Annotated in this window: 24 protein-coding genes; 8 read left to right on the top strand and 16 right to left on the bottom strand. The window is 44.6% G+C overall.

The annotated features are described in order from the left end of the window. Nucleotides 1–58: 58 nt before the first annotated feature. Together M3636_RS25310 and M3636_RS25315 are read right to left on the bottom strand one after the other, a co-directional pair. Nucleotides 59–511 carry a disulfide oxidoreductase gene (locus M3636_RS25310; protein WP_056693144.1) on the bottom strand — a complete coding sequence of 151 codons (453 nt, stop codon included), beginning with the start codon at nucleotides 509–511 and terminating at the stop codon, nucleotides 59–61. 296 nt (nucleotides 512–807) lie between these two features. Then, the gene (locus tag M3636_RS25315) at nucleotides 808–2,439 is read right to left on the bottom strand and encodes a copper amine oxidase N-terminal domain-containing protein (RefSeq protein ID WP_251384425.1); all 1,632 of its coding nucleotides are present in this window, start codon (nucleotides 2,437–2,439) and stop codon (nucleotides 808–810) included. 524 nt (nucleotides 2,440–2,963) lie between these two features. Between M3636_RS25315 and M3636_RS25320 the strand changes: the two genes are divergently transcribed. The 3 genes from M3636_RS25320 to M3636_RS25325 all read left to right on the top strand — a co-directional run bounded on the left by M3636_RS25320 (nucleotide 2,964) and on the right by M3636_RS25325 (nucleotide 4,710). Further along, complete coding sequence (locus M3636_RS25320) at nucleotides 2,964–3,968, top strand: hypothetical protein (RefSeq protein ID WP_251384396.1); 1,005 nt, start codon at nucleotides 2,964–2,966, stop codon at nucleotides 3,966–3,968. Between the two features lie 105 nt (nucleotides 3,969–4,073). After that, nucleotides 4,074–4,274: a DUF6199 family natural product biosynthesis protein gene (locus M3636_RS29855; RefSeq protein WP_353056319.1), complete on the top strand. Its 201-nt coding sequence runs from the start codon at nucleotides 4,074–4,076 to the stop codon at nucleotides 4,272–4,274. Between the two features lie 235 nt (nucleotides 4,275–4,509). Next, the gene (locus M3636_RS25325; RefSeq protein WP_128103625.1) at nucleotides 4,510–4,710 is read left to right on the top strand and encodes a hypothetical protein; all 201 of its coding nucleotides are present in this window, start codon (nucleotides 4,510–4,512) and stop codon (nucleotides 4,708–4,710) included. Nucleotides 4,711–4,752: 42 nt separating this feature from the next. On the opposite strand, the gene M3636_RS25330 is transcribed toward M3636_RS25325, so the two are convergent. Beyond that, nucleotides 4,753–5,631, bottom strand: coding sequence for an aminoglycoside phosphotransferase family protein (locus M3636_RS25330; RefSeq protein ID WP_251384397.1), 879 nt, complete (start codon nucleotides 5,629–5,631; stop codon nucleotides 4,753–4,755). A 214-nt stretch (nucleotides 5,632–5,845) separates the two neighbouring features. Here M3636_RS25330 and M3636_RS25335 point away from each other — a divergent pair, with 214 nt between their 5' ends. Beyond that, nucleotides 5,846–6,955, top strand: coding sequence for a stalk domain-containing protein (locus M3636_RS25335; RefSeq protein ID WP_251384398.1), 1,110 nt, complete (start codon nucleotides 5,846–5,848; stop codon nucleotides 6,953–6,955). A 171-nt stretch (nucleotides 6,956–7,126) separates the two neighbouring features. Here M3636_RS25335 and M3636_RS25340 read toward each other — a convergent pair whose 3' ends face one another. From M3636_RS25340 to M3636_RS25375, 8 genes are all read right to left on the bottom strand, one after another. Next, on the bottom strand, nucleotides 7,127–8,176 hold the full coding sequence (locus tag M3636_RS25340; RefSeq protein ID WP_251384399.1) for a hypothetical protein: 1,050 nt from the start codon (nucleotides 8,174–8,176) through the stop codon (nucleotides 7,127–7,129). Nucleotides 8,177–8,210: 34 nt separating this feature from the next. Next, on the bottom strand, nucleotides 8,211–9,911 hold the full coding sequence (locus tag M3636_RS25345; RefSeq protein ID WP_353056320.1) for a DUF6138 family protein: 1,701 nt from the start codon (nucleotides 9,909–9,911) through the stop codon (nucleotides 8,211–8,213). 438 nt (nucleotides 9,912–10,349) lie between these two features. After that, nucleotides 10,350–10,595: an aspartyl-phosphate phosphatase Spo0E family protein gene (locus tag M3636_RS29635; protein ID WP_128103629.1), complete on the bottom strand. Its 246-nt coding sequence runs from the start codon at nucleotides 10,593–10,595 to the stop codon at nucleotides 10,350–10,352. 220 nt (nucleotides 10,596–10,815) lie between these two features. Then, on the bottom strand, nucleotides 10,816–11,838 hold the full coding sequence (locus M3636_RS25355; protein WP_251384400.1) for a hypothetical protein: 1,023 nt from the start codon (nucleotides 11,836–11,838) through the stop codon (nucleotides 10,816–10,818). 13 nt (nucleotides 11,839–11,851) lie between these two features. After that, nucleotides 11,852–12,850 (bottom strand): C39 family peptidase, encoded by a 999-nt coding sequence (locus M3636_RS25360; protein WP_251384401.1) that lies wholly within the window; start codon nucleotides 12,848–12,850, stop codon nucleotides 11,852–11,854. A gap of 24 nt (nucleotides 12,851–12,874) precedes the next feature. Then, nucleotides 12,875–13,795, bottom strand: coding sequence for a helix-turn-helix transcriptional regulator (locus tag M3636_RS25365; protein WP_251384403.1), 921 nt, complete (start codon nucleotides 13,793–13,795; stop codon nucleotides 12,875–12,877). Between the two features lie 115 nt (nucleotides 13,796–13,910). Continuing rightward, nucleotides 13,911–14,099: a hypothetical protein gene (locus tag M3636_RS25370; RefSeq protein ID WP_251384404.1), complete on the bottom strand. Its 189-nt coding sequence runs from the start codon at nucleotides 14,097–14,099 to the stop codon at nucleotides 13,911–13,913. Between the two features lie 187 nt (nucleotides 14,100–14,286). Then, entirely contained in the window at nucleotides 14,287–14,610 is a 324-nt protein-coding gene (locus M3636_RS25375) for an ArsR/SmtB family transcription factor (RefSeq protein WP_145410560.1), read from the bottom strand. A 207-nt stretch (nucleotides 14,611–14,817) separates the two neighbouring features. On the opposite strand from M3636_RS25375, the gene M3636_RS25380 reads away from it, so the two are divergent. Beyond that, complete coding sequence (locus tag M3636_RS25380; protein WP_251384405.1) at nucleotides 14,818–16,188, top strand: MFS transporter; 1,371 nt, start codon at nucleotides 14,818–14,820, stop codon at nucleotides 16,186–16,188. 215 nt (nucleotides 16,189–16,403) lie between these two features. Here the strand turns inward: M3636_RS25380 and M3636_RS25385 are convergent, their stop codons facing one another. The 3 genes from M3636_RS25385 to M3636_RS25395 all read right to left on the bottom strand — a co-directional run bounded on the left by M3636_RS25385 (nucleotide 16,404) and on the right by M3636_RS25395 (nucleotide 18,558). After that, entirely contained in the window at nucleotides 16,404–16,853 is a 450-nt protein-coding gene (locus M3636_RS25385) for a nuclear transport factor 2 family protein (protein WP_128103634.1), read from the bottom strand. 264 nt (nucleotides 16,854–17,117) lie between these two features. Continuing rightward, nucleotides 17,118–17,537 carry an Rrf2 family transcriptional regulator gene (locus M3636_RS25390; protein WP_128103635.1) on the bottom strand — a complete coding sequence of 140 codons (420 nt, stop codon included), beginning with the start codon at nucleotides 17,535–17,537 and terminating at the stop codon, nucleotides 17,118–17,120. Nucleotides 17,538–17,721: 184 nt separating this feature from the next. Further along, complete coding sequence (locus M3636_RS25395; protein WP_145410562.1) at nucleotides 17,722–18,558, bottom strand: AraC family transcriptional regulator; 837 nt, start codon at nucleotides 18,556–18,558, stop codon at nucleotides 17,722–17,724. Nucleotides 18,559–18,677: 119 nt separating this feature from the next. Between M3636_RS25395 and M3636_RS25400 the strand changes: the two genes are divergently transcribed. Next, nucleotides 18,678–19,682, top strand: a complete 1,005-nt coding sequence (locus tag M3636_RS25400) for a Gfo/Idh/MocA family protein (RefSeq protein ID WP_251384406.1) — start codon at nucleotides 18,678–18,680, stop codon at nucleotides 19,680–19,682. Between the two features lie 111 nt (nucleotides 19,683–19,793). Continuing rightward, a complete protein-coding gene (locus M3636_RS25405) occupies nucleotides 19,794–20,744 on the top strand; it encodes an aldo/keto reductase (RefSeq protein WP_128103638.1) in 951 nt (316 codons plus the stop codon). A 159-nt stretch (nucleotides 20,745–20,903) separates the two neighbouring features. Here M3636_RS25405 and M3636_RS25410 read toward each other — a convergent pair whose 3' ends face one another. After that, complete coding sequence (locus M3636_RS25410; protein ID WP_128103639.1) at nucleotides 20,904–21,923, bottom strand: Gfo/Idh/MocA family protein; 1,020 nt, start codon at nucleotides 21,921–21,923, stop codon at nucleotides 20,904–20,906. Between the two features lie 67 nt (nucleotides 21,924–21,990). Continuing rightward, a complete protein-coding gene (locus tag M3636_RS25415) occupies nucleotides 21,991–22,767 on the bottom strand; it encodes a sugar phosphate isomerase/epimerase family protein (protein WP_128103640.1) in 777 nt (258 codons plus the stop codon). A 243-nt stretch (nucleotides 22,768–23,010) separates the two neighbouring features. Between M3636_RS25415 and M3636_RS25420 the strand changes: the two genes are divergently transcribed. Next, the gene (locus M3636_RS25420; protein WP_128103641.1) at nucleotides 23,011–23,829 is read left to right on the top strand and encodes a helix-turn-helix transcriptional regulator; all 819 of its coding nucleotides are present in this window, start codon (nucleotides 23,011–23,013) and stop codon (nucleotides 23,827–23,829) included. The last annotated feature ends 165 nt before the right edge of the window (nucleotides 23,830–23,994 follow it).

The raw sequence follows: 23,994 nt of genomic DNA on the forward strand, positions 1-23,994 counted from the left end.
TTAACTATCTACCCTTTCTTAACAGAGGTTGTTCAAAAGGTTCCTTTTGAACACACACTTACAAAGAAGATTTGGATGCTTTGCCAATGCCCCATAGCGCTACAATAATGATAATAAAGGCGATCAGAGCGAGCAATGGAATCGTAATGAAGCCGAACCAATTCAGATAATCGGTGTAACAAGGAACCTTACCACAAGCCACGGCATTGCCCGTAGCCGAGAAGATACGCTGAATCGTAACGTGATATAACGATATTCCGCCACCAACAAAGCTGAGCGGCAGTACATATTTGGCAATGCCCACATCATCCTTGAAGTAAGCAATGCCGAGCACAATCGTTAGCGGGTACATGAAAATGCGCTGGAACCAACACAGATCGCAAGGAATGTACCCCTTAATTTCACTAAAATATAAACTGCCGCCTGTCGCAATGACAGAAACGGCCCAAGCAATAAATAACCGCGTGTCCACATTTCTCGCCGAACGCTCCGGTTTGGAAGATGTACTCATTCCAACTGTCCCCCTTTGAATTTGCTCATACTAAATAGATCATACATCATTGTAGGCTACATCGGCTATCCAAGCTGTTATGTAAGTCATTACTTGATGATTATACCAAATATTTGAATTTATTTGGATTTATTCGTGGTCACATTGAATAGGTCCATCCTACTCCATAGTTTATCATCGAAACGAAATTGGTATATAACAAAACTGCCCACTACATCTTAGAGCAGCATGTAGTGGGCAGCACAATAATATTAGATGATGATTACCAGCTAAGGTTCTTGTTTCACTTTTCAGAATTACATGGATTGGGTCAGTGTAATGGAACCGTCTTTTTGTGCCCATTTCACGTCCCAGTTCAGCAACTCAGCAATGAAGCGCAGTGGTACTTGCGTACGACCATCTTTGTTGACAAATACGGTGGACCCTACGTTTTTCTTCACACCATTAACTTCCATCACATTGTTGTTCACCCAGAATTCGAGCGTATCGTTGCCAGCCATGACCGTGACTTGCTGTGCTTTTTTATCCCATTTCACGGTTGCACCAATACCTTCACTCAGGAAACGCAGTGGAATGTAGGTTGTGTTTTTCCAAAGTACTGGAGTTGTATCCATATTGGTTGTTTTGTCGTTAATTTTCAGCATTTTGCTGTTCACTTGCATCCATACCGTTGTCATATCTGGAGCTGGTGCAGGCGTTGTTGGGGCTGCTGGCTCTTGGAACTTATCGTTGAATTGAGTCACAATCGCGTTACCCAACGCTTGACCTACACCGAACATCACTTTGAAGCCTTCACGATTCGTGGTGTAAGAAGCATCATAATTGCCTGCTGCATATTGGTCGAGGACCTTTTGCACTTGATCTTCATGGGTTGTTAGAGCCTGTTGTGCTGCTGCTTTTGGCAGATTACCGGCTGTTGCAGAATCCAGGAATGATGCGAACTCGGTTGTGAATCCATCAATACGTTTCTGTACGGCTGCACGAGCCGTCGCATCGTTGTTTTTAACGGCTTTTACATAATCACTCTGTGCATTAACATGGTTGGTTACCCAAATTTTCTCGAACGCGTTGGCACCATCGTTTCCGTAAATGGAAGCAATGGCTGCTTTGAAATCAGCGGTGTTTCCAGCTTCAGCTGTAACCAGTGCGTTGGAAGCTGCTGTGCGTCCATCGTATTCTTCTTGCATTTGCAGAGCAGAGAGCGCAAAGTGTTCGGATGCCAAGTGGTTGAGTGCAGATCTCAGATCAGCTGCTTTTGTATCCGCTTTGGTGTTATTGAATTTCTCAGGCATTTGGGTCGTGATGGCAGTGGAAAGTGCTTTACTTACATCAAACATCTCCTTGAACCCTTCACGATATGCTTTATAGGCATCGCTATAATCTCCAGCTACGTATTCATCAAATACTTTTTGCACGAGATCTTCATGAACTTGCAAAGCCTGTTTGGCTGCTGCCTTTGGCAATTTACCTTCAGTGGCTGTACTGAGGAATGTAGAGAATTCATCCACAAAACCGTTGATGTTTGCTTGAGCTTGCTTGATACCAGCTTGGTTACCCATTTTGGTTGCTTTCACTAGATCATCGGTGTATTTGTTATGTGCACGGAAGATACGTTCGAATTCCTTCGCACCAGCTTCACCGTATAGGGAAGCGATCGCTGGCTGCATATCCAATGCATTCTGATCCAGTGCTTTGTATGCTGCATCGGCATCCTTTGCTCCATCGTAGGCTTTGGCCATTGCAGTTACGGCGAGTGCAAAGTGTTCAGACAATAGGTGATCCAGGTTCGCTCTAAGGTCAGCGGCAGGTGTATTCACCGATGCTTTCATCATTGTCATTGGTGTCTGTGGTGCGGAAGCGGCTCCTGCAATCCCTGGCATCAACAGTGTCAAACTAAGTACAGGTGCGATAAACTTCTTCATTTTCATCTTCATCATGTATTCACTCCTAGTGTCGTTTTGGGTATTATTTCTTTCCTTGTCGTCATCTTCATAGGGTGTAACGTAAGGATTGCAGATTCGGATCACTCCAAATTCAAAAAAAAATCGCAACCCCCATAAAAGAGAGTCGCGAAAGCCCGTCAGGACAAGGATTAATAATAATTTAAAAATATAAGATTTTGAGGTGACTCCATGCACTCATTGATCTATAAATTGTATATCAAGCTGCATAAAGTTTATCTCCGTAAAAGCTTTAAATTCAATAGCATGACAAAAGCTACAAGAATTAAAACTAGCAATTTAAGATAATATATTTGCTTTCTTCCCGAACTGTTGTTATATCACTCTTATAGTTTGACAAATTTTATCATAAAATGTACTATAAAATAGCAAATAAATGTATTATACAACCATTTTTTTTAAAAAAAGGAGATGATAGAATCTAGTTAATAGTTTTGTTATTTACTTTACTAATGTAACTAATAAAATTGTCTAAGAAGGGAATGTTTTTTTTGAGAAAAAGATTAGTAAGTTCTATATTAAGTTTTGCTCTATTACTGTCGTTCTCCTCTACATCTTTTGCTTCAGCCGACATTTCTCCTAACGAAGAACAATTAAATGCACAAGTAGAAGCAAATAAACAACAAATTATTGAAACAATGGAGAAATTAAATGAACACCGTGCAAATAAACTTTTAGAAGAGGCAAAAGGAGAGTCTACCGAGGCAATGTCTAGTAGCCTACAAATCCTATATCAAGATCCTTTAGAATTAAAACTTGAGCAGGATCTAAAAAAATTGGGAGTCACCTCTTTGTCTAATGATGAGGTAAACCAACGTTTCAGTGACCCCAATCTTGTCTTACCTCAAGTTACTGTCCCACCTTCCACTAGTGCCATAAAATGGTATGAAATCAACTATTCTATAACAAGAAATGGAATAACCTATAATTTACAAGATTTATATGCTCAAGGTCTTAACGGCAATTCAAAGCTTGCTGTAGGCGCAAATGGCAGTACACTATACACAAATAAACAAATTTTAGTTAGGAACGTAACAAACATCGCTTCCATGTATGCTCAAAAAGCTGTGGGATTGATTCCAGTGGTACAATGGCTTCCTTATGAATTATTGTTTAGTAGCAATACTAACGTAACCAATAATAGCCATGTAGTGACTCATAGAAGTCTGTCCACAGTATGCTTCACATATGTAAAAAAATCGGGGCAGAGTGATTCATATCAGAATTTAGGATGGATTAGCAATATGTTTACTGTAGCTTCTAGCCACACCTTGGCTGGATATAACAACGGATCTCCGTACTCAGAAACAAAAGATAAAACAAATACAGTATATGCAGACAACTATGCAAGCGGCTCTAGAGCAGTTGACTATCTCACCGGTGTGAGCCTACAGACAAGATCGTTTATTTCTTCCTACACATTCTACAACCATGATCGTTCAGCCAAATTGACATATTCTGTTGTCAATCCAAGCTTCCCATTACAAATTCAATAATTATTAGGAAGAGGATCTCCCTCTTCCTTTTTTTGTGTGTTATACTTAAGACACCCCTTTAATATCCAATTAATGTAATGACAAAAACAAGAAAGGAGCCTTCAATTGATTTTAACTATTGCCATTATCTTCAGTCTTGTTGGCTTACTTATGTTAATTGCTCCATCTGTTCTGTGGGTAATCACGGAAAAGTGGAAATCTTCTGACGCTACGGAACCTTCTGCTGTTTATAGATTTTCCGTTCGAATCGGTGGGACTGCCTGTTTAGTTATTGCGGCTTATGCAACATACGTTTTATTTGTATAACGATAATTGTGAATGTGATTCACTTTTTAGCAAATCCCGCCGCATGATCATGTATTACTTTACCATAGCTTCCCGACTTATCTGCCTCATCGTTTCATAGGTAATCCGAAAAAAAGGCAAGCGCCCCCGAAAGGTGCTTGCCTTCAACATTGCAATACATATAGAAACCATTCATCCCTGTGTACGATATGTACTGATTCATATCTATTATTTCGAAAGGGAGGTCGAGCATACGTTGTTGCCTTATATCTTAGTTATTGCGATCGCTTTATTTGGTGGAATTGCTACGCTGGTTATTGGTAATTCGAAAGCGAATCAAACTAGCAATCCGGATTATGACCGCAAAACCAAGCAAAATCTGAGCCGGCTTTCGTATGTATATGTTTTTGCAATCGTGTTTGGCGTAGGTGGATTAATCCTTTATTTAGTGAACTAAATCTTTCTCAGCCAGCAATTGATTCTCTCTACCACTCTGAATTCAACTCATTACCATCTGACATTTACCGAGAAACGCTAGATTCCGCTCGACATAGGGAATTGTTGGAGCAATGATTCCCTTCTCTCTTATAATGGCTAGCAATCCACGAATAACCCATAGATGGATCTGTTCGTATAGAATCACCCGATTAACGTCGCGCCCTTCAGAGCGATATCCACGTTCCAATTGAACCATTCGCTCCTCCAGCTCGCACACTGTGATTGAGGAAGAACAAGTAGAAGACAGTATAGCTGCTAGATCAAAATGATGGTTCCCACTCCGTACTTCTCCGACATCAATGATATACATATCACTCTCCGTGAATAGCACATTCCACAGTCCAAGGTCCCCATGTATTACAGCCGTATGCGTCGATTGATACACGCTGCACTCCTCCACATGATCTGCCAATCGCCGTATTATCTCTGATGATGAATCCAGCACTTCCCCACTTACCGCTTCCCATAATAAAGCTAGAGCAAACCGATCCTCCTGACCAAGTCTCGTCATATCCAGATGCATAATACGTTGATGGAAACGTGCAATCACTTCACCTAACTCAACATAATTCAGGCTTAGCGAGTGCTGTGGCACTACTTTTTCAATATAAGTCTGAACATTATAAATCATGCGATTGTGGGTAATATAGGGTAGACCTTCCTTTGTACACTGGATGCTTGGTGATATATTTGCAGGTGCCAGTGCCTGGTACACTTCATATTCAGCCAAAGCCTGTCGTTCATCCCTAAGCTGGCGCAACACATAGCTACCTGACGTGGTCTGCAGCAACATGGCCGTTGAACTTGTTCCTTGCTGCATCGTTGTGCAATTCATAATCTCCCCCATCACATACTGTGACGCTATATACCTCAGATCCATGTTGATCATATTCCCCTCTTCCTTTCGTTCATCGTTTTGTTTGCTCTCTCTTTAAGATCATCATAACCTTTCCCTCATCGTTAACCATGACGCATATGTTTACAAGTTGGAGATAATTCAGAATTATTCTGGATATGTTCGAGGTTTAATATAAAGCCATAAGGGACAACGAGCCCACAAGATACCAACCAAATTCAACTCTAAGGAGAGATAGATGATGAAAAAAAACATGAAGAAATCCGTAGCAACGATGATGGTACTGGGAATGACGTTAACTGGTGCAACGGGAGTATTTGCAGGTACACAACTGGAGAAAATCTCCGCCTATCTTAACCACGGAATCAGCTTCAACGTCGATGGTGCGGCTTACTCACCTACAGATGGCAATGGTAACAAACTGGCTCCAATCACATATAACAATTCCACGTATCTGCCTGTACGCGCACTGGCTGATGCACTGCATGTACCCGTATCCTATGACAGTCAAAAAGGACAAGTGATTATCGGTCAAGCGACTAACAATCCAACAGCTCTCACCAATGTAACGTATACTTCAGCGCAAAAAGAAGCGATCCAGAAAGCTTTTGCCCAATTTGACGGTTTCGAGACGGCTTATGCACCACAACAAATGACTACAGGCGACACGTTCAAAAGCGTAGGTGCTGGTGGCGACGGTGTCAGCTTTGTATTCAATCATATGAAGGTTGATATCTCACCAAGAGATTATTCAGACGGCTATTCGAGCAAAAATGTGAAACTGTCCAACGGAGTTACTGCTAAATGGTACACTCCAGACAAAACCGATATGCTGACTTTCCAACTGGATGATCGTTACGTTACCATTAGCTCCCCAGACCACAAGTTAACGCAAGCGCAGTTGCAACAAGTTGCGGTCTCTGTTCAGAAAACCAACAGCAACAATGATCAAGGCATCACGGCCTTCGCAGATGTGAATTACACCAAGCAACAACTGGATAACATCCGTAAGGCATTTGCGAAGTTCGACGGATTCAAAACCGCGTATGCGCCGCAGCATATGGTTGCCGGAGATGCATTCAAGAGTGTAGGCGCTGGTGGTGATGGTGTGAACTTTGTATTCAATCGCATGAACGTAACGGTATCACCCAAAGACTATTCATTCAGCTATGATGGCAAAACGGTAAAATTACCAAATGGCGTATCTGCCAAGTGGTATACTCCTGATCAAACCGATCTACTGACCTTCCAACTGGATGATCGTTATGTAACGGTAAGCTCACCGAACAACCAATTAACTCACGCTCAACTGGAGCAAATGGCAGTCTCTGTGCAGAAGCTGAAATAAGTTTGGGTTGATATTCGATACAAGGCTATCCTTGTCGAAATAGAATCATAGAAAGCCATACCCTTAGGAACGGATGATGTCCTTCTCGGGTATGGCTTCTGTTTTAGATTTAGGTTTTAGGTACAGTTGGTGCTACGTATATTCTGCCTTGTTACACCATCTAGAGCCAGACTAGGACTCAGCAACCTCTGCTAAACGGATCATTCTCCTGTAGTGCATACAATCCATCAGATCCTCACAGTCCAGATCACTCGCATTGGCATCACGATAAAATACGGTAGCGGCGGGAAGAAAGCCCACTAATGGCCCCATACCTCCACAGATCATGGAGCCACCGTCTCCACCTTTTGGCTGCATCTCTCCATCGTCATCCAGCGTAAGTTCGTACGTATATGGATCACCGACAAATTGCACGCCAAAAAAGTTGGGTAGCTCCAGATCATAAGGTCTGTCAGACTGATCTACTAAGGCAGTTAGAGGTTCAGTGGAATCATCCATGGGGTCGTCCGCTTCCTGTAAGTCACCAAAGTGTTTTAATTTTAAGGTGTAATCGAAGCTGTCGCCCCAAGGAAATAACGTACGGCATCCGCCTCCATACAAATACTCCCACTCATCCTCAGTTAGCACACCAAACCCCGCTTCCGCTTCTTCCTCCAGTAGTTCCTCAAGAGCCAAATCCTCATTGAACCAAAAGATCCGGATATCTTCACCCTGGCGAACTAAGCGAAACTGTTGGTATTGTTCGTATTCGTTCAGCTTACCGTGCCTGAACCCCTCCAACGCTGCTGCAAAATCAGTATCGTCCTGCTCTACTGCCTCTTCTTCTGTCACTTCGGTCCAGCCAAGGGAATGAGTGCGGCACTCTACCAGCATCGGGGCAATCTTTACCTCCCTTACAGGCGACATCTGATCGCTCAGAAACGAGTCTACATCCTCTACGCCATACTCACTCACCGTTTCAAGCATGTCGGCAGACGTTTCTTCGTTCATCCCCTCCTGCCAGCCATCCCAACCAAGCGTTACCCGATCTCCTGGCACAAATACAAACTGTTGCCCACCGCAGGCGAATACACCGGTCTCTGTTCGCTGACCGTAGCGTTCAAATGTCTGTAGCCCGTCATACTTCATCTGCTCTGGTAGCTGACGAGCAATTGTGTGCATCCATTCCTCTTTCTCTAGAGCAGATAGACCTTCCCACACGCTTCGCTGTAACGATTCCATTCTCTCATCCTCCTTGGTTGGCAAGCTTAACCGTTTATTTTCCCGCAGCTTGCAACAGTTCAAGCAGTAACTCTTTGCGTCTTCCATCCGCCTTACGAGCCAGTGTGGCTAATTTCTCCACCTTGCCCCAGATTGGATACAGCACATGCTCAACCTCATAAGGCTTTAGACCGTTCATCTGCTGCACAAGCAGAGCCAGCTTGTCTTCACTTTCCAGATCAGGAAGAATCTTCAGCTTTAAGCTATCCGTAGCACGGCGCAGACAATCAACTAATATAGGTGCAGAGTGGGTAGTTACACCATATTTCTCGGCAAACGCAGTGATGAATTTATCCTGCACCAGCTGGTGCTCATCATCTACATGATTCATGTAGTACGCTACCAATGGAAAACACTGCTCATCCGTGAGTCCCAGTCCAAAAGTTGCGTAGCTGCCCGTCATACAGTTCTTTTCCCCTTCTGTATCTGCATAGAATTCGAATTGTTCGATGGCTACACGAGCATATTGTTCAAGAAGCGAATGCAGACCTGCATATTGCAGGGCATTAGCGAAGAAGCGATGTGTATCGGACTTGGCAAGTCCTTTGATCGGTAAATATTGCTTATCACTAGATTTCAATTTGATTTTATAATGTTTCGGGAATCCCCGTTTCAGTAAGTGAATAATAAATGTAAGAGCTTGTTCATAGGCAGATGCTTCTTCCTGGCGTATGTGGATGGTGATGAGCGAATATACATCGTTTGCTTTGCCCTCAACCTGTTTATTTTTGACAAAGATTTCTTCCTTATCAAAAGTTCCACTACCTTCATCCATCATATGTACTGCTCGTTTACTGCCCAATTGCACGGCAAGCTCCATGAAGGTAAGACCTCTAGGTTTACTGTAGCTCGGTTCGTACCGAAGAATCATAACCGCTCCATATAACAGCAGATCAATCGGTTGTGAGAGCTGTTCTAGGTTTTCATTTTCATCCAGTTGACGGGTCTCCTGCTGCTCAAGAACTGCACCTGGCTTGAGCGTATACTCATTCGCACGGTAGGTAGAAGTTTGAATATCATAATATTTCGGCAAAAATTGATTCTCAGCCCAATCGGTTAGAGCATGAATCATGTTCATACGATGCTCCGCGAGTGCCTCCGGACGGCTCTTATTCAACTCCTGAATCCGATTATAGATCGCTATCGTTCGTGCTACATCTAATTCAGGAAACAAGTTCACGTCAAGAAGATGCCGTGTCAAGAAGAACGATTCCAGTGGCTTCGTGGGATATGTACCATTCTCCACCTTATTGACTACATAGGAATGCACACGTTCAAGTAATTGCTGTCTCTTCTCTTCATGGAGGTAGTCCAGCAACGTTAAGTGCAGCTTGCCTTCGGTTGTTGGGAATTTCCCGCGAAAGGTAAAATGGTAATCAATCATCGGAGTATGTACCCATTGCTCCAACTTGCCTTTGACCACCTCCACAAGCTGCGGTTGAATCACCGAACGTACCTCTTCCGGGGTAAAGAAGCCTGCATTCTTCGATGTAAAGCTATCGTCCAAGTCCAAGTCTGCACTATCTATCGTTGTTCGCCCAGGTTTATAATCTAGCAAAATATCGTTGAAAATACCCACTTGCAACGTAGTTCGTTGCACAATGCTGTCCAGATCTGTGCGTTTCGCCTGTTCATCGAACCATTCATGTATCTCCGCAACCATCTCTTCAACAGCTTCACTAATTGTTGTAGTCACTTGTTCTCCTGCCTTTCGCTATCTGTTATGTACTCTTTTATTACAGCATCTACTTCCTCTATACAATCAGATTGGCCCTAGGCCATCCTTGATATCTGCGTGTTAACATACGTCTACCACCTATTATTCTACTAGTACAAGCCTGATCGAAACAATGAGACTTACGAACGGTTGTTTTAGGCGAACGCTTCGCTTCTTCTGGTTATTTCTGTCCTTTCCATTCTCGTGTAGATATAGTTCAACTTATATATTGAATCAATAATGATATCGCTTACATTTATTTTCATGAATAGGTATGCTTTCTCTTTCCACCGGCATGCTGCCCCTTATGGAACCGGGAAGGGATGACGTTTGATGCTTCTTTCCTATTCGAATTACAGCTTCAGGGTTTAAGCTTGTCCCACGGCAGCGTTCGAACCAGCCAGATTCAGATTAGACCTAAATGGGCGAACTGCACATCCTGCTCGTCTGTTTGTTCTTACAACGTTTCTCATGATGAGGAAGCGTGCTCGATGTTTTTTTCATACGGGTCGCCTGGTTATATTCATTGATTAGTTCATCCAAGACCATAGACTGGCGAATCACCTCGGGATGCCATAGATCCGGGTATTGATTCGCAATCTGATAGAGTCGCTGTCTCGCTTTTTCAATACATTCCTGAATGGTTTCCGGATTCTGCACCATACTCCCGCCCCCTGTTGTCCTTCAGTATTGTTCATCCAAAAAAGACCATCTATTATAATATTCGGAATACTGATCGTTTTGGATTACCCCAAAATCGAATTTTTGTATTATTTTTCTTATTAAGGGCGAAATACGCACTAAATATGTACATTGGCTGTAGAGTGTAAAATAAAAAAACAGATAGGCGCTTATGCCTATCTGTTCTTGCTTACGAATCTGTTTATCTCAATCCAATATCCGCAAAACGATTACCAATCGTTTCGGGGAAGGTCTGTTTAATGGCATCAATTGCCCTTTGCTCTCTGAGCCCTGCCCGCTGAATCTGCTCAATTACCTCTTGTACACTTTGCGGTTCTCTTGCATCCCAAGCGGCTGAGTCATCTATCACCTCAACGATGTTGGAGTAATGATCAGCCAGCAAGGCATACTCCCGAATGACCCGATCCATATGTACCGACAGATGCTCCAACGCTGCAACATATAACGCGATATCCTGTCTGGACTTGGCGTAATAGCGTAGGACAATTTCCGCCTCAACGGTGTCATACGTTCCTGACTGAAGCGCTGCAGCAATGGTCGTATAGGCTTCTGCTCCGCAGGCATAATCTTGGGGTGGCAGCATGTAATCATGGGTTTCCCATTTGTAGACAGCCTGGATTAACGATTCCTTGCAGACTTCCCATACATCCACCGATTGGTGAGCTTCCAGTACTTGATAATACCAATAAGGGGATTCATTTTGTCCAAAAGAATGATATGGCAAGGGAAGCATCTCCTGTCCCTCACGATTACAAATATAGATCACTTGCTCGGTATCATCATACCCAGCAGCAATGACAAATTGATTATGCCACACAATAGCTCCCACGCCGCGGTTAATACTTGCCTTGATATCATGCAACGCCTGCTTCTGATATAGCGGAAAGGTGGGTTCAAACGAAAAACCTGCCGCCTGGCTCGCCGTTACACCTATGAAGTCAGCAGCCACAAAATTCTCTGCCATCCAATTGTATGCCGAGATTGATTCTGCGGTTAGACGCCGATCAACCACCAATCGAAAACTACTTGCTGTCATTCCCGCAATCATATCATGAGTGAAATCAATCCATCGTTGATGCTTCAAAATTCGATATAACACATCCGAATATGAGCTTTTGACCCGCCACCGTCTCTGATCATCTGATATATGCCGTTGCTGTGAATGATCTATTAATCCGTCCAATATGACCCTTGATTCCATCACCGTTACCTCCCTCCTATCTGGCTGAATGCGCTCCCCATCTGGGTACTGTAGAGCGTTTACGATCAGGGTATTGGGATGAGATCATTCGAAAATAATCGATGGCTTGCTCCTCCAGCCTCTTCGCCTTCAATAATAGCTGTGCCAGTTCATTAGTAGTGTCTTGGCGTAAGATCCGTCTACCCTCTTGCTGAACGATGCACACTTTCATCTCGTGGATTAATACGCCAATCTGGTCATAACATGCGTGAGCCTGATCCAGTTCGTTCCATAATTCTCGTACATCATGCAAATACATCTGAATCTCAGTGCGGGACTGACAATAGGTGTCCAAAATATAAGCCGCTCCTGATGCATCATAATCTGTACGTTGCAGCGCCTGCACCCACACATCGTAAGCCAACTTACCAGAAGCAATATTACGATCTGGCAGCAGACGATACGGAGTATCCCAATCCTCTATCGCTATTCGTAAGGATTCCAACACCATCTCCTGTTCTGCAATGTGGACTTGATCTCCGAATATCTGACAATACCAGAAGCCAGTGAAATTCAGCCCAAAATTGTCATACAATACAATTTGTGATTCCTCACTCCACCCATCCTGCACATAGAAGATTCGGTCATTGTCATCATAACCGTGAATGACACCGAATTCAGGAATCCAGTAGATCACACCTCTACCTTCATCCAGACTACGTTTCACCCAATTCACAGCATCCTGTTGGTAATAACTGAACGTAGAATGTCGTGTACGTCCACCATCCCAGATGGTGAAGGTACCCAGGTTATCAATGCCAGGACGATGCGCTTCTCCCCACTGTCCGTAGGCTGTTACCGACATAGGAAGTAACTTCTGATGCACCGCCAGTTTAAAAGCCATGCCAGTGTATCCAGCAAGCATATATTTTGGGCCTTGAAACTGACCCGTATGAGTCAATATGGCATGCAGGCTATCCACATACGATTTGGATTCCCGTTTCATCATGAGTTTATCTAATATGACTTCAGCCAAGACACGACCTCCTTTCTACGCTGTCTATTCCACGTTTGCTTCCCGCTGAACCGCTAATCTATCCAATAAGTGCTCTGCGCGTTGCTGAAGCTTTCTCCTGAGCCAACCTGGCGACAACAGCTCCTCCCACTCGCTACGGAACAAATGCTGGAGGAACGCTTCGGTATCATGAAATTCAATAAAATAAATCTGATCCTGTCGATCCCGAATCGCATATCCATGCCACAGTTCAAGTTGTTGTATTTCCTTCATGCGAATCTTCGCTACGAACGGTTTGCGGACTGGCAATGGCTCTTCCCACCCACCAAGCAGAGCATCCGCCTTGTATTCGAACCTCTCCTCCGAGATTGACATATGAACGATGCCTTCCAACCGAATGCTCATTTGCTGCACAGGGTCTGCTTCATAAGCAATCACATAATCGGCATTAAACTGTGAAATCAATTTGAGAGGGCACAAAGAAAGCTGCCTTTCTCCGGCATGATCCCTATAATGAATGTGTACTCGGCATGAATCGGCTATGGCATGGGTTAACAATTCAACCCATTGCAGTTGTTTCGGTTGCGCTGCAAATACGGGAAGTTCCCTATTCCCCATAGATTGTTCCTCCAACGTAAAACGCTCAAGCAGATGTGCGACACGTTTCACTGACTCTGCCTGCTCATAATCATAATGCCGATAACGATGTGCCAGATATTTTAACACTTGCTGCTCTTCCTCTGTCATATATAAATGGGGCAGACGATAAGTCTGATCCTCGTAACAATATCCACGGTACTTCGCCATATATAGCAAAGGAGCACGTAGGGAGATCGCCATATATTCAATATCCCGCTGCGCTTGTCGACGCGAAATTTCGAACTCTCTTGCGAGCCAGCCACTATTAGGAAAACGCCCACTCCGAATCTGCTCGTCAAACCAGTGAATACGGTGCATATTGCTCATCTTCCCACCTCCTTTTCACTTAAGCTCACTGCTTCTATTATAAGAGCATTCCGCTGAATTCCAATCCTGTCTGGTACACCAACAGAGCCTGTTCAATTGAACAGGCTGTGCTGCGTTATACAGTCACCTGATCCACTCTGGACTGTATTGCTTTCGAACATTTCTTGCATACTTTCAACATTGTGCCATCTGTCTTGGTTTGGGAATACAACAATTTGATACGTGTACTGCTACATACCGGACATGTTCCGCGTCCTCTGGATGGAAGACTCCACAGCACGCGTCCTCTTTTGGTTTTTGCCAACGTTTGTGAACCTCTTTTCAATAAGTTTTGGTGTGTTCACCGTTATTATAGAGGTCATGGTACGACACAGAATGTCGCAGCAGTTTGTGAAAACGCGGTGCAGGATGCCCTTAAGCGAGATTGAAGACACGCCCTGATTAGATGCAATAAAAAATGCCCCCTCTTCAGCTTGAAGAAAGGACAAATTCTAGGCGTGGTCGCTATTCGTTTGAGCTGCTGCCTGTAATAAAGGCTCTAAGAGCCCTGGGAAACGTTGTTCCAGATCTTCCGATCTTAAGGTCAGGAAATGCTGCGTTCCCTGTACTCTAACTCGAATTACGCCCGCTTCTCTCAACGTTCGGATGTGGTGCGACATGGTCGATTTCACAACAGGTGCATGGAAATGACTACAAGGCTGTTCTCCACTTCTCGCTGCCTCTGCGACAATACCAAGTCGTGTTGGATCACTCAAGGCATACAACACGGAAGAAAGCTCGATATCCTCCACTTGAGGATGATGCAATATTTTCATACTGTAGTCTCCTTTTTTCAGACTATCCATTGTATTTTAGCACAGATTCATGATATATTTCTAAAGTTCGATACCAATCGAACTTTATTTATTCATTACGTTAATGTACCCATGCTGTTAGGCAGGGGTTAACATCATATCACATTTTGCAAATGTTACATGTAGTTTCTGAAATATTGCGAAATACTAATTTATAGGAGGTTTTTTATGAACAGCACGGTCACTGCATCATCCGGAGAACAAACCTCCGGACTACAAGAAAGGTTACTCGTCAGCTTGCTTGGCTTCACGGTTGTACTCGTCGTGATGAACACGATGATGTTCAATCTGGCACTGCCCAAGATCGCAGCCGAATTCACGCTCTCATCCGTTGCTTCTTCCTGGATTGTTACAGGTTACTCTATTGTCTTTGCCATCTCTTCCATTACATTCTCACGCCTATCGGATTTTGTGCCGATTCGCACCTTGTTTACAACCGGGCTTACATTGCTCGGCGCTGCGTCGGTTCTCGGTTTTTTCAGTAACCACTTTATCGTGCTACTCATTGCGCGTTTGATTCAAGCGATGGGTGCGGCATCCATTCCGGGACTGGCTATCGTTCTTATTACTCGCTATATCCCAAGTGACCGCCGTGGTAAATCGATGGCTGTTATTATGTCTGCCAGCTCTCTTGGTCTTGGACTTGGGCCGGTCATCGGCGGAAGTATCACGCAGTTTTTAGGTTGGCATGATCTGTTTATCGTTACTGGACTATCTCTATTCCTAATCCCTGTATTCTTCAGACTGCTCCCAAGTGAGATGCCGAAAAAAGGTTCGTTTGACTTACTCGGTGCGCTTCTACTTGCCATTGGGACAACAGGCATTCTGTTATTCCTCACCTCAAGAGAGTGGATAACCATTGTCGTTGGGGTTGTTGCATTATTGCTATTCTGGTTACGGATTCGCCGTGCAGTGGATCCATTCGTACAGCCTGCACTGTTCCGTGACAAAAAATATATGGTTCTCAGCTCACTAGGCATTGTATCGTACATTAATAACTTCTCGACCTTGTTCCTATTGCCGCAGATTCTGGCTCATTTATATGCACTGACTCCTGCTCAATCTGGATTAGTTATCTTCCCGGGTGCAGTTGTATCGATGCTGCTGTCCAATCGAATTGGCCGCATGATTGACCGACATGGAAATACACTCTTGCTGCGATTTGCACCGTGGTTGTTGTTGGCGGCCGCTGGCTTGTTCGCCCTATTTGCACATAGCAGCATTTACGCCATCATGGCGGTATACATTTTGCTTAGTGTGGGCTTCTCCGCTCTGACAACCAGCGTGTCCAATGAACTGTCAGGCAATCTAACGATGGATCAGGTTGGTGCAGGCATGGGGCTGTTCCAATTAAGCCAGTTCTTTAGCGGCGCCTTCAGCGTAGCTGTGACGGGTGTTGCCTTGACGGCTATGCAACAATGGACACTGTCCTCAGCATATAGCAGTATTTTCTGGGGCATGACCGTTGTTGCACTTGCAGCGGTTATATTCTCTCAGTTGTACTTACGGATGCAATCACGCAAGAAAACGACAGCTTGATTCTAGAATGTGTTCACAGGTGAGCACGATTACAGCACAATATATCCTAAGCCAGGGAATTCCACGTAGGAATTCACCTGGCTTTTTGCGATATAGCGCGGTTATCGCTCGTAAGAAATATCCATAACAAAACGCCATAAGTACATATCATGCACTCATGGCGTCTTTATTTTCCTAATTCAATTGAACAATCAAATGAAGGTTAGATATTGAACCTATTCAAACATATCCAGACGAAGGCGTTTCAGACTTGTGTGCTGAATGTACCATTCCCCGTCGATCTTCACAAATGTCTCATGGTAATGCCCAAACCCGTGGAAGGATGTATTTTCATTACCTTCAGGGAAAGTTACCCAATCCTCCATCGGAGAGATAACTTTGGCTTCGTTCTCGGATACAAATTCTACTTCGGCGCTATGTACGTGATGCACCGTCACCGCTACATCGACAAGATCACGAAATACTTGTACGATCGTGTCGCGGCCGTTCAATACAGGAATAGGGTTACCTTCTGTACTAAAATCGGCTACAGCATCTGGAGCGAAAACCCCGCCCAGTGCGTCCCACTGTTTTGTATCAATAAAGCGGCAATAACGTGCTTTGGTGTTTCTAATGCTCTCCAGTGCAAGCAGTCGTTCCAGTCCAGTGATGGTTGATTGGCTCATGTGTTGTTCCTCCAGAGATGTAAGATATGTTCGTAAATACTTCGTGCTATGTATGCAATAAAACTCTAATTCATTGTACCATCCTGTTCTTACCAGGCACAACGACAGACCATACGTTTGAATATTACCCATCTGAGGTACGTATTGAAACACCTTATCTTCCCTACAAAAAAAGTCCAAGGGCAACAGCACACTTTAGCTGTTTAGACCTTGTTTGTTAGGACTTGTATTGGTTTGTAATCAACGACCCATCTTGTCCAGACTCTACTTCTCTGTGTGGGAAGAATGCCATGCCTTCATCTCAGCAGCCAGCTCAGACATTTTGCGATTATTCAGATAATCCTCCATCTGCTCTTCCGCATGCACCATCACCCTTTGGATCAAACAACTGCTGTTATGGTTCTGTGTACATTCAAACAAAGAAGCCTTTCCTTCAATGGCATGGATAATCTCAAGAAAAGAAGGGTCTGGATTTTTACGACTCAGACGATAGCCTCCATTCGCTCCCGAGGTCGATTCGATCATACCTGCTTTGACGAGTTTGGTCAGGATTTTGGACAGATAAGTAGGCGATACTTTCTGTAGCTCTGCGAGCTGATGTACGCTAACCAACTGCTCTGGCTCGGTAATTACAAGATGCAGCATCGTATGCAAGGCATAATTCGTAGCTTTAGAATATTTCATGAGGGCACCTCATTATATACGGATTTAATTTATCCATAATAGACCTGATTAGACGCAGTGTCAAACTTCTCATCTACTCCAGCTAGCACTCACTTATTTCGGCTGAATTCTATATTCGACGCTGAGATGCCGGCAGACATCCTTCGTAATCAAAAACAGACATTTTGGGACAACCTCTTTGATCCTAACTGTGGTACAAGCCACGGTAATCTGTAGGTGTCATGCCTTCTCTTGCCATAAACTGACGGTTAAAATAACTGGCATTCGGATACCCCGCCTCTTCTGCAATCTGTCCAATATTAGCTGTTGGCCGCTCCAATAACCATTGCTTCGCCATCTGTAACCGGGAACGTGTAATAAACTCCATCGGTGTCATCTCTACAGCGCTCTTGAACAATTTGCAAAAGTAGTACGAGCTTACTCCCGCCAGATCAGCCCAATCCTGTAGCAAGAATGGCTGACAAGCTTCCTGCTGCATCTGTGGAAGTAAGGCTAGCACACGGCTTTCGGCGTTGCTTGTACGTGTGTTTTTCAGTGGAACCGCATGCTGAACGAACTCAGCCAATACTGCATAGGTGAGCGTGGACAACTGGGCTGGCCGCAGCATTCGATTCTGTTCCGCTTCCGTGAGCAGTGCCAGATGTGCTTCTTCCCACGGGGCCTGCTGACGCAGCGTCCATAACAGGTTACGGTGCAGACCTCGCTCAATCATATAATCATGCAACCGATCACCATAAAAATGAACCCAACGCACATCCCATGGATCGTCTTCGCTACTGTAGTATCGCTGCTGCTGCTGCGGAAAATACAGGACAGCCTGTCCAGCTCGAAGCTCATGCACGACACCGTCTGCTTCAACGTATCCTTTGCCTGCGGCAACGTAGTGAATGTTGAAGTTGTTGAGCGCACCTGCTTCACGCCAAACGTTATGTTGGATGTGTTCTGTATAGTGTCCAATCGACTCGGGATAACAAAAATAAGGAATATTTTGAAGGGTCAGCAGCGTTGTTTGTCTTAACATAAACCGTTTCTCCCTACTTAACAATTTTGTGTTAACTATAATCAATATATTATCATTTTAATTCATTCATGTATCTCATATAATCACAATATACATTCATATACAGGAGGAATACAACTATGAATTCAGATCGTAAATTGCGTTGGGGCATTCTTGGTAGCGCTAGCATTGCTGTACGCTCCGTTATTCCGGGTCTGCAACAATCCGAGCTTAACGTAGTCACTGCCATTGCCAGTCGGGATGAAGAAAAAGCGAAACAGACTGCCGACCAACTAGGTATAGATCAAGCATACGGCAGTTATGAAGCATTACTTGCTGATGACTCCATCGATGCTATATACATCCCCCTTCCAAACCATCTGCACCGGGAATGGACAATTCGCGCCGCAGAAGCAGGTAAGCACATTCTGTGCGAGAAACCACTCGCGCTGACTGCGAAGGAAGCCGAGGAAATGGTTCAAGCATGTGCGGATGCTAAGGTACAACTTGCGGAAGCACTCATGTATCGCCATCACCCTCGTTATGATCAGATTAAAGAGATTATCGCTAGCGGTGAAATTGGTACAGTTCGCGGAATTCACAGTACATTTTCATTCAACAATTCCGGTTCGGATGGTAACGTTCGATTCAAACGGGAATGGGGCGGCGGAGCTCTATATGATATCGGCTGTTATTCCATCAGTGCTGCACGTCTAATCTTAGGGCAAGAGCCTACTGCAGCAACGGTGATTGGCCTGTTCTCTCCTGAACATGACCATGTGGATATGATGGCTTCAGGATTGCTGGAGTTCGATGGCCAAGTTGGTGTCACGTTTGACAGCAGCATGTGGGCTGCATTCCGTAATACGCTGGAGGTTCTCGGATCAGATGGTCTAATTGAAGTACCTTCTGCTTATATAAGCAATCCAGATGCAGGATCTAACTTCTACGTTACTTCTGGTGGAGCTCGTAGAGAGGTTGTTGTTCCGCAAGTGAATCACTATTCCCTTCAGGGAGATGATATGGCACGTGCTGTACTACATGGTGAGGCACTTCGCTTCGCACCTGAAGATGCCGTATCCAACATGAAGGTACTTGAAGCTTGCCTGCGCTCAGCAGAAGAACGTACACGAATCACACTTTAAGAGGTTGTTCAAAAAGGGCGGTTTTGATTACGTAGCATGCCTAACGGCATGATCAGCGCCCGATATGGGTTTAGCCAGAACACGAACTATATATAAGGACGGTGTGTAAATATGGAATATATTACGATTGATGGTGCAGGTAAACGCATCTCCCGGTTAATTAAAGGCACGGACTATTTTGTACATGACGCCTATGAGAAAGTTGCAGCGAATATGGATGCATTCCTGTCCATCGGTGGAAACACCGTGGATACGGCTCATATCTATTGCGGAGGACAGAGTGAAGAAGTGCTGGGACGTTACATGCAGGAGCGCGGCAATCGTGATGAAATTGTCATTCTGACCAAGGGTGCTCACCACAACCAGGACGGCCCACGGGTTAATCCTGATGCCATTCGCAGCGACCTACTGACGAGCCTGGAACGACTCCAGACCCCTCATGTCGAGTTATATGCCTTGCACCGCGATGACCCGAATGTTGCCGTTGGTGTGATTCTTGAAGCGCTGAACGAGCATATTGAAGCAGGCAAAATTGGTGCGATTGGTGCATCCAACTGGACTTGGCAACGCTTAGAAGAAGCCAATGCCTATGCCGCAGCCCATGGTCTGAAAGGATTTACATTCAGCAGTCCGAACCTCAGTCTTGCCAAAGCAAATGAACCGTTCTGGGCAGGCTGTGTATCCGCAGATGCAGAGACGCTGGCTTGGCACGAACGCACACAATTGCCTTTGCTGTCTTGGTCTTCTCAGGCTCGTGGTTTCTTCACAGGTCGCTTCACACCAGAAGTGCGGGATAATGCAGATCTGGTGCGTGTGTTCTATAGCGATGGCAACTGGGAACGACTGCACAGAGCTGAACAGCTGGCTGCAGCCAAGAAAACAACACCAATTCAGATTGCCCTTGCGTATGTCTTGAATCAATCCTTCCCAACGTGTGCGCTGATCGGCGCTCAAAACCAGGCAGAACTGCTGTCCTGCGACGAAGGATCACGCATCTCCCTATCCACTCAAGAAGTGAATTGGTTAGATCTTGGCAGTGATGAGAAGCCTTCATCTCTGTAGTTGTGTCATTGTAAAGATTATCTATTGAAACGAAAAGGCTCACTCCCAGATCTACTGGAAGTGAGCCTTTTCGATATATTTCAGGACATAAATGATATAGGGGATAAACGATCATGAATGCCTTTTTCTTTTTTCAGCTATTATAACGTATTTACAGTATTACAGTTTTACGATCTGACCTGTTTTCTCCGATTCGAAGGCAGCCAGAATGACTTGTAGGGAACGCAGGCCCTCTTCACCAGAGATGCTTGGAGGTGTGTTCGTAACAATAGATTCTACGAATGCATCAATGACACCACTTGGTACTTGCTTCTCATTCGTAGCCATAGCACCTACTTTGTAAGTTTCAACTGTACCATTTGTCAATTCAACGATAACCTCGTCACCATCGACTGTACCAATCTTCATCACACCATTCTCGCACCAAAGTACAGTACTGTTGTCTCCTGCACGATATTGCGTCCAGCTAGCTACCAAAGTACCGATTGCACCGCTCTTCATGCGCAGCAGGCATGTTGCGTTATCGTCTACTTTCGTACCTTCTTTGTGCAATGTGCTGATGAATCCAGCCACTTCGGATACTTCATCACTCAGCAAGTAACGGATAAAGTCGGATTTGTGTACGCCCAGGTCGCCCATCGCACCCATGATCGCTTCTTCTTTACGGAAGAACCAGCTTTCAGCGCCATCCACACTCCAAGCCTCTGGTCCAGGGTGTCCAAAGGAAGTACGGAAATTCAATACTTTACCCAGTCTACCGGAATCCAGAATTTCCTTCGCTTTCACGTGAGGAGGCATCAGACGTTGGTTGTGTCCAACCATAAGGAATACGTTATTTTTCTTAGCAGCTTCAATCATCTGCTCGCCTTCTTCAGTAGATACAGCCATCGGTTTTTCTACCAATACATGCTTACCAGCGTTCGCCGCAGCAATAGCCATCGGAGCATGCAGGTAGTTCGGTGTACATACACTTACCGCGTCAACCGTTTCGTTAGCAAGCAATTCTTCATAGCTGGAGTATGCCTTACCACCGTAAGTTTCAGCCATTTTCTCTGCACGCTCCACAATCGGATCGGCAAAAGCGACAAGCTCAACATGTTCATTATCAGCGTATTCTGGAATATGTCTGCGCTCGGCAATGGCTCCACAGCCGAATACAGCAACTTTAATTTTACTCATGTACAAATGTCTCCTTTGACAAGTAGATTAGCTTTGCATCTTCTGTTATGAATGCTTAATGCTCTGATTAAAATTGGTTCAAGTAGTTCTGTTTCAGCCAATTGTAGCTGTTGGCTACGCTTTCAAGAGGTGGATTCTGACATACATCCTGTTCTACAATCAGCCACTCTACGCCTGCATTGGTAGCTGCCTCAATCACGGCTGGCAGATCAACTGAACCTTGTCCCAGTTCCAGTGTTTTCATCTGACCCTGTTCGTCTTTGCTGAAATCCTTCAAGTGAAGCAGCGGCAAACGTCCCGCATATTTATTAATATACTCGATTGGATTTTGTCCCGCAAACTGAACCCAGCATACGTCCATCTCAACCTGTACGGACTCTGGCGTCGTTTGAGTAAACATCGCGTCAAAGGCATTCTCATCGCCAACTTGGCCGTGGAATTCAAAATCATGGTTGTGGTAACCAAAGATCAAGCCTTGTTTTGTAACCTCTTCCCCATATCCTTGAAGTTCAGCAAACAGCTTCTTCCAGCCTTCTGCGTCCTCTGGACGATCTTCTGGCATCAAGTAAGGGCAGATCATATATTGAGCCCCAATCGTTTTGAGGTAATCGATTTGTTGTTGTAGGTTCTCACGCATTGCATGCAGTGAAACGTGGCTGCTGAATCCTTTCAAACCTAGTTCGTCTAGTAGCGCTTTCATTTCTTCGGCAGGAATATCTCCATATCCAGCAAACTCCACGCCTTCATAACCAAGCTCAGCTACTTTGCGCAAAGTTCCACGGAAATCTGCTGCAGTCTCATCGCGGAGTGTGAACAATTGCAATCCAATATTACGTTTTCCCATGATATCTACACCTCTGCTCTAGAATTTGCTTTCATTGCTCTATCTGGTTTCATCCTACCGCAAAACAGGCTAGAATGAACATATACAATATCGTCAAACCATGAACTATTTGATCAAATTTTTCTGACGTGGGTTAACATGAATTTCCATGTTAAATTCCAATCATGAAATATACGGTATGACCGTGAATGAATCGTATTGTTGAGCATCATGCTACACCTACATACAGGAGGATTACATCCAATGGAAACTACAGTACTGATCTGCGACTACTCCTACCATTACAAAGCATTCAATCATAATATGAGGGGCAACCTACAGAGCTTTTTGTTCCGCCTCCAGACCGAAGGTACATGCAAGATCTATATCCAAGATGAGGAATTTACCATGACCAGCGGGGATCTCCTCTTACTTAAGCCTGGGGATGATTATCGTCTTGTCGTAGAAGAGCCACATAAAGAGGGACGTTTGTCGAGTGGGGATTATTATTTATTTTGCGAGGGAAGCTGGATTGAACAATGGTGGGGGCAAACTGCACGTCCTACCCTCAGCCGCATCGGCTTAGATGACAAATTGGTTAGTCTATGGCGGAACATGTTGCTGGAGAAGCGCCGCGGCCCCCTGGAGGAAAATGCAGAGCTTAACGATGCACTCCTTCGTGGCTTGTGCTTATACATTGACCGAGCGATCAAAGAAAACATTCAGACCGACCGTGCCGTCTCCTCGGCCTTGAAGCTGAAACGTTTCATCGAGGAGCATGCCACCGTAACGTTCAAACTGGAAGAGGCAGCACGATACGCAGGACTAAGCCTGTCACGTGCAGTACGTTTGTTCAAGGAGCACTATGGTCAGACTATGATTCAATATGCCATCGAAATTCGTCTGAATGCTGCGCTGGAGCGTATGAAATACAGTGAAATGACATTGGAACATATTGCTGAATCCTGTGGATTTGCAAGCTATTCCTATTTTCATCGGGTCTTCCGTACACACTTCGGGATGTCACCTGCGGAATATCGGGAATCGCAGTCCCATCCACCAATGGATCTAGAGCACGTTTGAATGAAGTGGTTAAGAAACATATTTTCGGACACACCAAGGAGCCTTACTCCTCTAGACCTGGCTTAATCACATAAGCTAAAGTTTAGAAGGGCAGGGCTAGGTGTCGTCTTCTCCTATTGTTATAGCGCTCACTCTAACGATAGAATTAGATATTTTTCCAGTTGA

It is taken from the genome of Paenibacillus sp. MER 99-2 (genome assembly GCF_023714095.1).
In the GTDB taxonomy this organism is placed as follows: Bacteria; Bacillota; Bacilli; order Paenibacillales; family Paenibacillaceae; genus Paenibacillus.